Annotated in this window: 11 protein-coding genes; 5 read left to right on the top strand and 6 right to left on the bottom strand. The window is 66.7% G+C overall.

Annotated elements, in window-relative coordinates:
* Positions 1-4: 4 nt before the first annotated feature.
* From groL to G7B69_RS13610, 3 genes are all read right to left on the bottom strand, one after another.
* A complete protein-coding gene (groL, locus tag G7B69_RS13620) occupies positions 5-1645 on the bottom strand; it encodes a chaperonin GroEL (protein WP_166180194.1) in 1641 nt (546 codons plus the stop codon).
* A 56-nt stretch (positions 1646-1701) separates the two neighbouring features.
* A complete protein-coding gene (gene groES / locus G7B69_RS13615) occupies positions 1702-1989 on the bottom strand; it encodes a co-chaperone GroES (RefSeq protein ID WP_166180192.1) in 288 nt (95 codons plus the stop codon).
* Positions 1990-2114: 125 nt separating this feature from the next.
* On the bottom strand, positions 2115-3512 hold the full coding sequence (locus G7B69_RS13610) for an MATE family efflux transporter (protein WP_166180190.1): 1398 nt from the start codon (positions 3510-3512) through the stop codon (positions 2115-2117).
* 110 nt (positions 3513-3622) lie between these two features.
* On the opposite strand from G7B69_RS13610, the gene G7B69_RS13605 reads away from it, so the two are divergent.
* The 3 genes from G7B69_RS13605 (at position 3623) to G7B69_RS13595 (ending at position 6542) form a co-directional block, all read left to right on the top strand.
* Positions 3623-4162 carry an acyloxyacyl hydrolase gene (locus tag G7B69_RS13605; RefSeq protein ID WP_166180188.1) on the top strand — a complete coding sequence of 180 codons (540 nt, stop codon included), beginning with the start codon at positions 3623-3625 and terminating at the stop codon, positions 4160-4162.
* 70 nt (positions 4163-4232) lie between these two features.
* The gene (locus tag G7B69_RS13600; RefSeq protein WP_166180186.1) at positions 4233-4775 is read left to right on the top strand and encodes a c-type cytochrome; all 543 of its coding nucleotides are present in this window, start codon (positions 4233-4235) and stop codon (positions 4773-4775) included.
* Positions 4776-6542 (top strand): cation:proton antiporter domain-containing protein, encoded by a 1767-nt coding sequence (locus G7B69_RS13595; RefSeq protein WP_166180184.1) that lies wholly within the window; start codon positions 4776-4778, stop codon positions 6540-6542. It begins immediately after the preceding gene.
* Positions 6543-6587: 45 nt separating this feature from the next.
* Here G7B69_RS13595 and G7B69_RS13590 read toward each other — a convergent pair whose 3' ends face one another.
* The 3 genes from G7B69_RS13590 to rplJ form a co-directional block, all read right to left on the bottom strand.
* On the bottom strand, positions 6588-7133 hold the full coding sequence (locus tag G7B69_RS13590; RefSeq protein WP_166180182.1) for a hypothetical protein: 546 nt from the start codon (positions 7131-7133) through the stop codon (positions 6588-6590).
* 151 nt (positions 7134-7284) lie between these two features.
* Positions 7285-7662: a 50S ribosomal protein L7/L12 gene (gene rplL, locus G7B69_RS13585; RefSeq protein ID WP_166180180.1), complete on the bottom strand. Its 378-nt coding sequence runs from the start codon at positions 7660-7662 to the stop codon at positions 7285-7287.
* A 63-nt stretch (positions 7663-7725) separates the two neighbouring features.
* A complete protein-coding gene (rplJ, locus tag G7B69_RS13580; RefSeq protein ID WP_166180178.1) occupies positions 7726-8241 on the bottom strand; it encodes a 50S ribosomal protein L10 in 516 nt (171 codons plus the stop codon).
* 362 nt (positions 8242-8603) lie between these two features.
* Between rplJ and G7B69_RS13575 the strand changes: the two genes are divergently transcribed.
* Together G7B69_RS13575 and rpoB are read left to right on the top strand one after the other, a co-directional pair.
* Positions 8604-9251 (top strand): methyltransferase family protein, encoded by a 648-nt coding sequence (locus tag G7B69_RS13575; protein ID WP_166180176.1) that lies wholly within the window; start codon positions 8604-8606, stop codon positions 9249-9251.
* A gap of 277 nt (positions 9252-9528) precedes the next feature.
* Positions 9529-13707, top strand: coding sequence for a DNA-directed RNA polymerase subunit beta (rpoB, locus tag G7B69_RS13570; protein ID WP_166180261.1), 4179 nt, complete (start codon positions 9529-9531; stop codon positions 13705-13707).
* Positions 13708-13755 lie beyond the last annotated feature (48 nt).

Genomic DNA, 13755 nt, shown 5'->3' with positions numbered 1-13755 from the left:
GAGCTTAGAAGCCCATGCCGCCCATGTCGGGCATGCCGCCGCCGCCCGGCATCGCCGGCTTGTCGTCCGGCATTTCGCTGACCGCCGCTTCGGTGGTGATGAGCAGGCCGGCGACCGAGGCCGCGTCCTGCAGCGCGGTGCGCACGACCTTGGTCGGGTCGATCACGCCCGCCGCCACGAGGTTCTCGTAGACGTCGGTGGCCGCGTTGAAGCCCTGCGTCTCGTCGCCTTCGCGCAGCAGGTTGCCGGCCACCACGGCGCCGTCGAACCCGGCGTTCTCGGCGATCTGGCGGATCGGCGACTGGATCGCCTTGCGCACGATGTCGATGCCGCGGGTCTGGTCCTCGTTGGCGCCCTTGAGGCCTTCGAGAGCCTTGGTCGCATAGAGCAGCGCGGTGCCGCCGCCGGGGACGATGCCTTCCTCAACCGCGGCGCGGGTCGCGTGCAGCGCGTCGTCGACGCGGTCCTTGCGCTCCTTGACCTCAACCTCGGATGCACCGCCGACCTTGATCACCGCGACGCCGCCGGCCAGCTTGGCCAGCCGCTCCTGCAGCTTCTCGCGGTCATAGTCGCTGGTGGTGGTCTCGATCTGGGCGCGGATCTGCTCGACCCGGGCCTTGATGTCGGTCGCATCGCCGGCGCCGTCGACGATCGTGGTGTTGTCCTTGTCGATGGTCACGCGCTTGGCTTCGCCGAGCATGCTGACGGTGACATTCTCGAGCTTGATGCCGAGGTCCTCGCTGATCATCTCGCCCTTGGTCAGGATCGAGATGTCCTGCAGCATCGCCTTGCGGCGATCGCCGAAGCCGGGGGCCTTGACGGCCGCGACCTTGAGGCCGCCGCGCAGCTTGTTGACCACCAGCGTCGCCAGAGCCTCGCCCTCGATGTCTTCGGCGATGATCAGCAGCGGACGGCCGCTTTGCACCACCGCTTCGAGGATCGGCAGCATCGACTGGAGGTTGGAGAGCTTCTTCTCGTGGATCAGGATGTACGGGTTATCGAGATCGACGGTCATCTTCTCGGGGTTCGTGACGAAGTACGGGCTCAGGTAGCCGCGGTCGAACTGCATGCCTTCGACGACGTCGAGCTCGAACTCGAGGCCCTTCGCTTCCTCGACGGTGATCACGCCTTCCTTGCCGACCTTCTCCATCGCCTCGGCGATCTTCTCGCCGACTTCGCGGTCGCCGTTGGCCGAGATGATGCCGACCTGGGCGATCTCGGTCGAGCCGGAGACGTCCTTCGAACGGCCCTTGAGATCCTCGACCACCTTGGCGACGGCGGTGTCGATGCCGCGCTTGAGGTCCATCGGGTTGATCCCCGCGGCGACCGATTTCATGCCCTCGCGAACGATCGCCTGGGCGAGCACGGTTGCGGTGGTGGTGCCGTCACCGGCGATGTCGTTGGTCTTCGAGGCCACTTCGCGCAGCATCTGCGCGCCCATGTTCTCGTACTTGTCCTTGAGCTCGATCTCCTTGGCGACGGTGACGCCGTCCTTGGTGATGCGCGGCGCGCCGTAGCTCTTGTCGAGCACCACGTTGCGGCCCTTGGGGCCGAGCGTGACCTTGACGGCGTTGGCGAGCGTGTCGACGCCCTTGAGGATGCGCTCGCGCGCATCGCGCCCGAATTTCACGTCCTTGGCAGCCATGTTCGTTTCTCCTGGGAATTCTGTTGGGTTGGGAAAGCTTTCGGGTCAGCCGGCGGTCAGCCGATGATCCCCATGATGTCGCTTTCCTTCATGATCAGCAGGTCTTCGCCGTCGATCTTGACCTCGGTGCCCGACCACTTGCCGAACAGCACGCGGTCGCCGGCCTTGACGTCGGGCGGGGTGATCTTGCCGTCTTCCGAGCGCGCGCCGGTGCCGACGGCGACGACTTCGCCTTCGCTCGGCTTTTCCTTGGCGCTGTCGGGGATGATGATGCCTCCGGCGGTCTTTTCTTCGGCCTCGAGGCGGCGGACCAGCACGCGATCGTGCAGGGGACGGAATGCCATGTGAATGACCTCTCTTGTTTAGAGTGGGTTGATCCCTGTTTGGCACTCTCACGCAGAGAGTGCCAGCGGCGCGCATATGTGTGCGCGACAGGTAGTCGTCAACTCCCGTTCAGGAAGTTTTTTCGTCAGGCCGGCAACAAGCCGAGACGAGCCCGCGCGGTCCAGCGCCTCAGCAGAAGCCCGGCGACGACGACCAGGCCGACCGCCAGCCCGATCCACACGCCGGTTCCCTGCAGCGGAGTGAAGAACCCCAGCGCGATGGCGGTGCCGAAGCCGGGCACCCAATAGCCGAACAGCGCCACGATCATCGGCACGCGCGTATCCTGCAGCCCGCGCAACGACCCGGCAGAGACCGCCTGGATGCCGTCGAACAGCTGGAACGCCGCGGCGACGACCATGTAGCGCACGGCGAAGCCGACCAGCAGCGCGTTCTTCGGCGCGTCGGGATCGACGTAGAGCCGGATGATGAAGCGCGGGGCGAACAGCATCAGGCTGGCGGTGATGGCCATGAAGGCGGTGCCGATCACGATCGCCGTCCAACCCGCCCGGGCGATCGCCGCCGGGTCGCGCGCGCCGTAGAAGTAGCCGACCCGGATCGTTGCCGCCTGGGCGACCCCGAACGGCACCTGGAAGGCGAGCGCGGCGAGTTGCAGCGCGATCGTGTGTCCGGCAAGTTGCTCGGGCCCGATCCGCCCCATCAGGAACGCCGCGCCGCTGAACAGTCCGGCCTCGGCGAGGATCGTCGCCGAGACCGGCGCGCCGGTGCGCACGAGTTCGCGAAAGCGGCGCCACTCGGGCCGCCACCAGTTGCCGAACACGTGATAGCGCCTGAGCCGGCGGTCGCTCAGAATGGCGACCGCGTAGGCCCCGACGATAAACAGCGCGGTGAGCACGCTCGACAGCGGCGAGCCGAGCATGCCGAGGGCGGGCGCACCGAAATGGCCGAACACGAAGGTGTAATTGCCGAGCACCGCCACGCCGATCGCCAGCACGGTGATCGCGGTGGCGAAGATCGGCCGGCCGAGCGCAGAGACGAAATTGCGCAGCACGTTCGACACGAGCATCGGCACGATCGCCCACTTGATCACCGCGAGGAATTGGCCCGCCTTGGCGGCGACCGCCGGCTCCTGACCGGTCAGGAGCATGATCTCTTCGCCGAAGTGCAGCAGCACGGTTGCGGCAAGGCCTGTAAACACGGCCAGCCACAGCCCCATCCGCGTCGAGCGGCGCACTTCGCGCACCGCGTGACGGCGGCGGCCGAGCTCGGCCGAAATAAGCGCCGCCACCATCCCCGACATGCCCGAAAGCGACCATGCCACCAGCCCGAACAGCGAAACGGCGAGGCTGGAGGCCGCCAGCGTCTCGGCGCCCAGGCGGGCGACGAAGATCACGTCGACGGCGTAGACCAGCATCTGCGCGAGGTTGGCGACCACCAGCGGCCAGGCGAGCGCCAGGGTCGCGACGATCTCGCCGCGCCAGCCTTCGCCGCTATGCGGGGGCTCCAGGATCGGGTCTTGGGTCATGAGTAAAGCCGGCCCGGATAGGCGCGGCAGCGGGTCGAAGGAAGCGGTCGCGGAACCGACGGCGCGATTTCGCGTCACCTTGCGGCATGCCTGCCACTATAGGGGTTCCGATGTTTCGTCCGCTCTCGATCCTCGCGGCCCTGCCGTTGGCCATGGTCGCCGCCCCCGCCGGCGCCCAGGAAGTCTTCGCCGGCGCCTATGTCCACGGCGTCGATACGCCGTTCACCATCGACACGGGCGAGCGCGGAGTCGACATCGAGCTCGGCTATCGCTTCGGCCGGATCGAGGCGCTCAAGTTCATCGGCAAGCCTGCGCCTTACCTGATCGCCTCCGTCAACACGCGCGGCGACGCCAGCTTCGCGGGCGGTGGGCTCGCCTGGAAGATCGGCAAGGGCCCCCTCTACGTGCGGCCCGGCCTCGGCCTGGTGGTGCAGGACGGCCCGCGATTCCGTGTGGGCGCGAACGGCAGGCGCACCGACCTCGGCAGCGCAGTGCTGTTCGAGCCGGAGATCGCCATCGGCACGAAACTGTCCAGCCGGCTGAGCGTCGAAGCGAGCTGGACGCACATCAGCCACGCGCGGCTGTTCAATCGGCAGCAGAATCCGGGCATCGATATGATGGGCGTGCGGTTTGCCTTCGCGCTCCGTTGAAACGCCTCTTGCGCATCCCGCGCGCGGCGATAGGAACGCGCCCGACTCCATCCTCGAAGGACGCACTTCCATGATTTCGCGTTTCGCTCTCGCCGCCGCGCTCGCCCTAGGCCTCACCGCCTGCGGCTCCCAGTCCGAGCCTTCTGGTCAGCCGAGCGCGACCGACGCCCCGCCGGCCGCGGCGGCCAGCGCCCCCGCCGAGACGGCGACCGAAACCGCTACCCCGACCGAGGCCGCCTCGGCGACGCCGACTCCCACACCGTCGGCGAAGGCGAGCGGCACGTCTACGCCGCAGCCGGCTGCGAGCGGGGCGGGTGCGGCGGATGCCCCGCCGCAAGCGTTCAACCAGTGCACCGCCTGCCATTCGACCGCGCCGGGCAAGACGATCATCGGCCCCTCGCTCGCTGGCATCTATGGGCGCGAGGCTGGCGAGGTGAAGGGCTTCGAGTACAGCGATGCGATGGAACATTCCAATCTGAGGTGGAACGCCGCCAACCTCGATGCCTTCCTCGCCAATCCCGCGGGCAAGGTGCCGGGCACGCTGATGGGCTTCGCCGGAATCAAGGACGCGGCGCAGCGCAAGGCCGTAATCGACTACCTGAAGACTCTCTAAATGGCCGAAGCCGGCGCCTCGATCCTGCGGGACGGGGTGCTCCTGCTGGGCTTTGGTCTGGCCTTCGTGCTGCTGTTTCGCCGGCTCGGCCTCGGCGCCACGCTCGGCTGGCTTGTCGCCGGCGCGGTGGTCGGGCCGCACGTGCTCGGGCTTGCCGGCAACGCGAACGAGATGATCGGCGTCGCCGAGCTCGGCATCACGCTGCTGCTGTTTATCGTCGGGCTTGAGCTCAGTCCTTCGCGGCTGTGGCAGCTCAAGAACGAGATCTTCGCACTGGGCCTCGCGCAGGTCGTGCTGTGCGGACTGGCACTGTTCGGCCTGGTCTACCTGGCGAGCAGCTTTACCCTCGGGGCCGCGCTGGCGATTGGACTGCCCCTGGCGCTGTCATCCACCGCGCAAGTGCTGCCGATGCTACAGTCGGCCGGGCGTCTGCGCAGCCCGTTCGGCGAACGGGCGTTCGCGATCCTGCTGTTCCAGGATTTGTCGCTGATCCCGCTGCTGACGATCGTCGCCTCGCTCAGCCGCAATCCGGCCGACGGCGGCGGTCCGCCCGGCTGGCAGATGGCGCTGATGACGGTCGCCGCGATCGCCGGCCTGATCCTGGCCGGGCGCTTCCTGGTGCGCCCGCTGTTCCGGCTGATCTCGACGCTCGGCGAGCGCGAGATGTTCGTCGTCGCCGCGCTGACCGTGGTCGTCGCCGCCGCGGCGCTGATGCAGGCCCTCGGCCTGTCGACCGCGCTCGGGGCCTTCGTCGCCGGCGTGATGCTTGCCGACACGCCGTTCCGCCACGAGCTGGAGGCCGACGTCGAGCCGTTCCGTTCGATCCTGCTCGGTCTGTTCTTCCTCTCGGTCGGCATGCTGCTCGACCTCGGCGTGATCGCCGCCAACCCGCTGTTCGTGATCGGCATGGCGATAGGGCTGATCGCGGTGAAGACGCTGGTCATCGGCGGCCTCGGGCTTGTCTGCCGGATGCGCTGGCGCGAGGCGCTCGCGCTCGGCCTCTTGCTGAGCCAAGGCGGCGAATTCGGCTTCGTGCTGTTCACCCGGGCGCAGCAGGGACTGCTGATCGATCCCGCCGCGGCGAGCCTGTTCGCGGCGATCGTCACCCTGTCGATGGCGACCACGCCGTTCCTGATGATGGCGACCAGACGCATTCGCCAGGAACCGAAGAGCGCCGAAACCCGCGAGGGGCCGCGCGGCGAAGGAGCCAACGCGCTGGTCGTCGGCTACGGCCGTTTCGGACAGACGGTCGCCCAGATGCTGCTCGCCGCGGGCATCCCGGTGACCCTGATCGACACCGACACCGAGCTGATCGACGTCGCCCGCGAGTTCGGCGCCAACGTCTATTTCGGCGATGGCACCCGGCTCGACCTGCTGCGCCAGGCCGGCGCCGCCGAGGCTGAGCTGATCCTGTTCTGTCTCGACGGCGAGCAGCCCGACGCCGAACTGCTGCGTGCCGTGCGCGAGGCCTTTCCGGGCGCCGCGATCATGGTGCGCGCGTTCGACCGCCGGATGCTGGTGGCGCTGCGCGATGCGCCGGTCGACTACGTCGTACGCGAAGTCATGGAATCGGCGGTGCAGATGGCCCGCGCCGCGCTCGAGCGGCTCGGCGATTCCGAACAGGACATCGACCGCGCCGAGAGCTTCTACCGCGCCAACGACCGTGAGCGGCTCGACATGCAGAAGGAGCACGGCGACATCCGCGCCGGCCGCGAGCGGACGATCACCGAGCAGCACACCTGGGCGGAAGCCGGCAGCGAGCTCTAGCGGGCGGTAACCTCTCCCCTCTTTCGGAGGGGAGGGGGGCTGGAATTAAACCTTGGTGCCGGGTCCTTGCGGCTCGGGTTGCTTGACCGTGCCGGCCGTAACCGGTGCGTCGCTCACGGCCTTGTCGCAGCTGCCGGCGCTGGTCCGGGCGACCTTGGGCTGCTGACCGGTGCCGTCGGAGCTGTATTCGACCGTCTGCGTGCAGCCGTTCGCGTCCGTCGTCGAGGAGACGAACGTGTAATGCGCTCCGGCGGGCAAGGCGCCGACCAGGGTCACCGAGCCGGGCGTGGCGCCTTGCGCTGCCGCCTGCTCGAGCTGCGCGACCTGACGCATCATCGCCTGGTGCTGGGCTTCCATGTAGGCGGCCACGCGGTCGAGTTCGGCGAACGGATCGACATAGCCGATCGGCACGGCCTCGGCGGGCTGCAGCGCAACCTTCGGCGCGACGTCGCCAATGTACTCGATCTTCGCCACCGACCCGTCGGGCAGCGCAACATTTATGGTGTGGAGCTTCTCGGCCGCCGCCGCGGCCGTGCCGGCGAGGAGCAGCGCGGCTCCGCCGGCGAGGATGGTTGTACGCGCAAAGCGCATGGAACGTCCTCCTTGCTGGTTGTGAATCGCCGGGAAAATCTATCCACCGAAGCTGAACCGCCGATGACAGCAACGCAAAAGGGCGGCACCTTGCGGCACCGCCCTCCTGTCCGCGAGTGCTTCAAGACACCCGCGAAATCCGTATCGAGGCTTACTTGAGCTCGACGGTGCCGCCGGCTTCCTCGATCTTCTTCTTGATCTCTTCGGCCTCGGTCTTGTTGACGCCTTCCTTGACCGCCTTGGGGGCGCTCTCGACGAGGGTCTTGGCTTCGGTCAGGCCCAGGCCGGTGATGGCGCGGACTTCCTTGATGACCTGGATCTTCTTGCCACCGTCGCCGGTGAGAATGACGTCGAATTCGGTCTTCTCTTCGGCGGCTTCGGCAGCGGCGCCACCACCAGCCGGCGCGGCAACGGCCACGGCAGCGGCGGCGGAAACGCCCCACTCTTCTTCCAGCGCCTTGGCGAGCTCAGCGGCTTCCATGACGGTCAGCTTCGACAGTTCTTCAACAAGCTTGGCGATATCGGCCATGATGTCTTACTCCTGATTGATGGACCGGATTGCTCCGGAAATTCGAGAATTTGGAAAAACCGCTTACGCCGCTTCTTTCGCGCCATAGGCGCTGAAGACGCGGGCGAGCTTGCTCGCGGGCTCGCTGATCACGCGGACGACCTTGGTCGCCGGCGCATTGAGCAATCCCACGATCGTGCCCCTCAGCTCATCGAGCGATGGCATCGCGGCGAGCGCCTTGATCCCCTCGGCGTTGAGCACCTGGCTGCCCATCGAGCCGCCGACGATTTCGAGCTTGTCGTTCGTCTTGGCGAAATTCACCGCTGCCTTGGCGGCAGCGACCGGGTCCGCCGAATAGGCGAGCGCAGTCGGACCGGTGAGGTAAGCCTCGATGCCGGTGTAGTCGGTGTCCTTCAGGGCGAGCTTGGCGAGGCGGTTCTTCGCAACCTGGTAGGACGCGCCAACATCACGCATCTTCGTGCGCAAGTCGGTGGACTGGGCCACCGTCAAGCCGAGGTTGCGGGTGACGACCACCACGCCCGCCTCGCTGAAGACCGCGTTGAGCTGGGCGACCGCGTCGGTTTTCTGCGAACGATCCATGCCATACTCCTTCACTATGGTCGTGCGAGGCGAACCTGCGCGCGACCGGCTCATTGTTGTCCATGCCGAAGATCGACACGGGCGAGTCCGTTGAGGGGGAAGGAGTGCGCCGAAACGCGTGTGACGACGCAACGAGCGCCGCCGGAAATCTCTTTTCCCCGTCTAGGCTGCGAATTAAGCCCCGGACAAATCCCGGAGCAGCAACTGTCTCGGACGGATGACCGGAGAACCTTGCGGCTCGACGGTCGGGGGCGGCCTCTAGCCGTTTCAGGCAGCGAGTCAAGGATTTGGACGGCAAGGGGATGTTAACCCTGTTGTGCGACCCGGTGGGCGACGAATATTTGAGCATGATCGGGGCAGCGATGACGGGAACTGTTGGCGAAGCGCGCAAGGCCGGCTGGCTGCAGTCCCTGCTCAAGCCGGTCGTGCTCGACCGCGCGGAGCAGGCGGTCGTCGTGATCCTGTTCTGCTTGCTGACCTACCGCGTGCTCGTTTCGGCCAACCCGCTCGCTCCGCTGCTGATGCTGTCGGAAGGCGGCGTCGCCTTTTTCGTGCTGATCCGCCGGCCGACAGCGGCGATCTCGGTGCGCCTGGGCGACTGGTTGCTGGCGACAACCGCAACCGCGGCGCCGCTGTTGATCGGGCCGGTCGATTCCTCGCCCGCAGCGCTGGTCGTGCCTGGAGTGCTGCTGGTCGTGCTCGGCAATTGCGTGCAGGTCGCCTCGAAGCTGGTGCTGCGGCGCAGTTTCGGAATCGCCCCGGCGAACCGCGGGGTGAAGGTGGCGGGGCCGTACAGGGTCGTTCGCCATCCCATGTATGCCGGATACCTGCTGACCAATATCGGCATCATCTTGCTTATGCCGTCGGTGCTGAACCTGACGATCTACGCCATCGGCTGGACCGCCCAGGTGCTCCGCCTGCTGGCCGAGGAACGGCTGCTGTCCCAGGACGGCGCCTATCGGGCCTTCCAGCAAACGACGCGCTTCCGCCTGATCCCCGGCGTCTTCTGACCCTTTCGCCGCGCCGCCTCGCCGGCGGGTGTTGACCGGCTGCGCCCGCGTACCTATATGCCCGCTCAGCCGGATCGCTTCGAGCAAGGCGCACCTTAACGCGGGGGTGCACCATCGGATGGAAGCCCGGCCTCCCGTGAGACCTGATCAAGGCTGCAGTCCGGCCACCCCCGAGGTGTGCCTGCCCTGCGGCCTTTCGGCGTCTCATGGTGGTCCCGCCCGAGCGATTTAGATGCCGGCGGCATGGGCCGGCGAAGCGAAGAGGCTGATTTCCCTTATGGTCACCCCAAAGAACGCAGGCGGGGCGAAGGCCCCGGCTCAGGCCGGCAGCAAGAAGAAGCGCATCCGCAAGATCTTCGGCGACATCCACGAAGTGGTGCAAATGCCGAACCTGATCGAGGTGCAGCGCGAAAGCTACGAGCAGTTCCTGCGCTCCGACCGCAGCACGGGCTACGTCTCGGGCCTCGAGAAGACCCTTCGCAGCGTGTTCCCGATCCGCGACTTCGCCGGCACCGCCGAGCTCGACTTCGTCCATTACGAGCTCGAGGACCCTAAGTACGATACCGTCGAGTGCCGCCAGCGCGGGATCACCTATGCGGCGCCGATGAAGGTCACGCTGCGGCTGATCGTGTTCGAAGTCGACCAGGAGACCGAGACCCGCTCCGTGCTCGATATCAAGGAGCAGGACGTCTACATGGGCGACATGCCGCTCATGACCGAGAACGGCACCTTCATCATCAACGGCACCGAGCGCGTCATCGTCAGCCAGATGCACCGTTCGCCCGGCGTGCTGTTCGACCATGACCGCGGCAAGACCCACTCTTCGGGCAAGTTCCTCTTCGCCGCCCGGGTCATTCCCTACCGCGGCAGCTGGCTCGACTTCGAGTTCGACGCCAAGGACATCGTCAACGTCCGCATCGACCGCAAGCGCAAGCTGCCGGTCACCTCGCTGCTTTACGCGCTGGGCCTCGACGACGAGCAGATCCTCGACCATTTCTACGAGACGGTCGAATGGAAGCGCGCCAAGGGCGGCTGGGAAATTCCCTTCCTCGCCGAGCAGTGGCGCAACACCAAGCCCGGCTTCCCGCTGGTCGACGCCAAGACCGGCGAGGAAGTGTTCCCCGCCGGCCAGAAGGTGTCCCCGCGCGCCGCCAACAAGGCGGAGAAGGACGGGCTCAAGCGCCTGCTCATCCCGACCGAGGAAATCTTCGGCCGCTATTCGGCCAGGGACCTGATCGACGAGAAGACCGGCCGCATCTACATCGAGGCGGGCGAGGAAGTTACCCCGGAGAACCTCGACAAGATCGACGCCGCCGGGATCGACCAGCTCTCGCTGCTCGACGTCGATCACGTCAACACCGGCCCGTGGATGCGCAACACCATGGTCGCCGACAAGGCGGAGAACCGCGAGGAGGGCCTCGAGGCGATCTACAAGGTCATGCGCCCGGGCGAGCCGCCGACCAAGGAAACCGCCGAAGCGCTGTTCGAAGGCCTGTTCTTCGACAGCGAGCGCTACGACCTCTCGGCCGTCGGCCGCGTCAAGTTGAACATGCGCCTCGGCCTCGACGCCGAGGACACCGTGACCACGCTGCGCAAGGAAGACATCCTCGCGGTGGTCAAGGAACTGGTCAACCTCAAGGACGGCAAGGGCGAGGTCGACGACATCGACAACCTCGGCAACCGCCGCGTCCGCTCGGTCGGCGAGCTGCTCGAGAACCAGTACCGCGTCGGCCTGCTGCGCATGGAGCGCGCGGTGAAGGAGCGGATGAGCTCGGTCGACGTGTCGACGGTGATGCCCAACGACCTGATCAACGCCAAGCCCGCGGTCGCCGCGGTGCGTGAGTTCTTCGGTTCGTCGCAGCTCAGCCAGTTCATGGACCAGACCAACCCGCTGTCGGAAGTCACCCACAAGCGCCGCGTCTCGGCGCTCGGGCCGGGCGGTCTCACGCGTGAGCGCGCCGGCTTCGAAGTGCGCGACGTGCACCCGACGCACTACGGCCGCATCTGCCCGATCGAAACGCCGGAAGGGCCGAACATCGGCCTGATCAACTCGCTCTCGACCTTCGCCCGCGTGAACAAGTACGGCTTCATCGAGACGCCGTACCGCACGGTCAAGGACGGCAAGGTCTCCGGCGAGGTGACCTACCTCTCGGCGATGGAGGAGCAGAAGCACACCGTCGCGCAGGCTTCGGCCGACACCGACAAGAACGGCAAGTTCGTCGAAGACCTCGTCTCGGCCCGCCAGAACGGCGAGTTCGTGATGGCTCCCAGCGAGCAGGTCACCCTGATGGACGTCAGCCCCAAGCAGCTCGTCTCGGTCGCCGCGTCGCTGATCCCGTTCCTCGAGAACGACGACGCCAACCGCGCGCTGATGGGCTCGAACATGCAGCGCCAGGCGGTTCCGCTGCTGCGCGCCGAGGCGCCGTTCGTCGGCACCGGCATGGAAGAGACCGTGGCGCGCGATTCGGGTGCGGCGATCTCGGCCACCCGTTCGGGCGTGGTCGACCAGGTCGACGCCACCCGCATCGTCGTGCGGGCGAGCGGGGAAGTCGATGCCGGCAACCCGGGCGTCGACATCTACACGCTGCAGAAGTTCCAGCGCTCGAACCAGAACACCTGCATCAACCAGCGCCCGCTGGTGAAGGTCGGTGACGTGGTCGAGGCCGGCGAGATCATCGCCGACGGTCCCTCGACCGATCTCGGCGAGCTGGCGCTGGGTCGCAACAGCCTCGTCGCGTTCATGCCGTGGAACGGCTACAACTACGAGGATTCGATCCTGATCTCCGAGCGCATCGTCAAGGATGACGTGTTCACCTCGATCCACATCGAGGAATTCGAGGTCATGGCCCGCGACACCAAGCTCGGGCCGGAAGACATCACCCGCGACATTCCCAACGTCGGCGAAGAAGCCCTGCGCAACCTCGACGAGGCGGGCATCGTCTACATCGGCGCCGAAGTGCACCCGGGCGACATCCTCGTCGGCAAGATCACCCCGAAGGGCGAAAGCCCGATGACCCCGGAGGAAAAGCTCCTCCGCGCGATCTTCGGCGAGAAGGCCAGCGACGTGCGCGACACTTCGCTGCGGCTGCCGCCGGGCGTGTCCGGCACGATCGTCGAGGTGCGGGTGTTCAACCGCCACGGCATCGAGATCGACGACCGTACCCGGGCGATCCAGAACGAGGAAATCGAACGCCTCAAGAAGGACAGCGAGGACGAGCGCGGCATTCTCAACCGCGCGACCTACAACCGCCTCGCCGAGATGCTCGACGGGCAGACCGCTTCGGCGGCGCCCAAGGGCATCAAGAAGGGCGCCAAGATCGACCAGGCGCTGCTCGACACCGTCGACCGCTACGAATGGTTCAAGTTCGCCGTGGCCGACGACAAGATGCAGGCCCAGCTCGAAGCCGTGAAGGGCCAGTACGACGAGGCGATCAAGGCGATCGAGGAGAAGTTCGAGGACCGCAAGGAGAAGCTCGAACGCGGCGACGAGCTCGCCCCCGGCGTGCTCAAGATGGTCAAGGTGTTCGTCGCGGTGAAGCGCAAGCTGCAGCCGGGCGACAAGATGGCCGGCCGCCACGGCAACAAGGGCGTCATCTCGCGCATCCTGCCGGCCGAGGACATGCCGTTCATGGAAGACGGCACGCCGGTCGACATCGTGCTCAACCCCTTGGGCGTGCCTTCGCGCATGAACGTCGGGCAGATCTTCGAGACCCACCTCGGCCTCGCCGCGCGCGGGCTCGGGCAGCAGGTCACGGCGGAACTCGAGAAGTGGCGCGAAGCCAACCCGAACCCGCAGGCCGCCAAGCCGCCGAGCGCGCTGATCGACAAGCTCAAGGACATCTACGGCAGCAACTATACCGCCGAGATCGACGAGCGTTCGACGGAGGAAGTCGTCGAATTGGCCGAGAACCTCGCCAATGGCGTGCCGATGGGCACTCCGGTGTTCGATGGCGCCAAGGAAAGCGACGTCACCGCGATGCTGATCAAGGCCGGGTTCGACAGCTCGGGCCAGGTGACGCTCTACGACGGGCGCACCGGCGATGCCTTCGACCGCAAGGTGACCGTGGGCTACATCTACATGCTCAAGCTGCACCACCTCGTGGACGACAAGATCCACGCGCGTTCGATCGGGCCGTACTCGCTCGTCACCCAGCAGCCGCTGGGCGGCAAGGCGCAGTTCGGCGGCCAGCGCTTCGGCGAAATGGAGGTCTGGGCGCTCCAGGCCTACGGCGCCGCCTACACGCTGCAGGAAATGCTCACCGTGAAGTCCGACGACGTGGTCGGGCGGACCAAGGTCTACGAAGCGATCGTCAAGGGTGACGATACTTTCGAGGCCGGCATCCCGGAGAGCTTCAACGTGCTGGTCAAAGAAATGCGCAGCCTCGGTCTCAACGTCGAGCTCAAGTCGCTCGTCGACGAGAACGCGGACGACGAGTGGCCGGAGGCGGCGGAATAACCGCCGCCGCCTACCGCAGCCCCAGGAAATTCACCCGTAAGGGACAAG

The organism is Croceibacterium segetis (assembly GCF_011320115.1).
Lineage (GTDB): Bacteria > Pseudomonadota > Alphaproteobacteria > Sphingomonadales > Sphingomonadaceae > Croceibacterium_B > Croceibacterium_B segetis.
The sequence above is the reverse complement of the archived record's forward strand: the minus strand, read 5'-3'. Positions and strand labels throughout refer to the sequence as shown.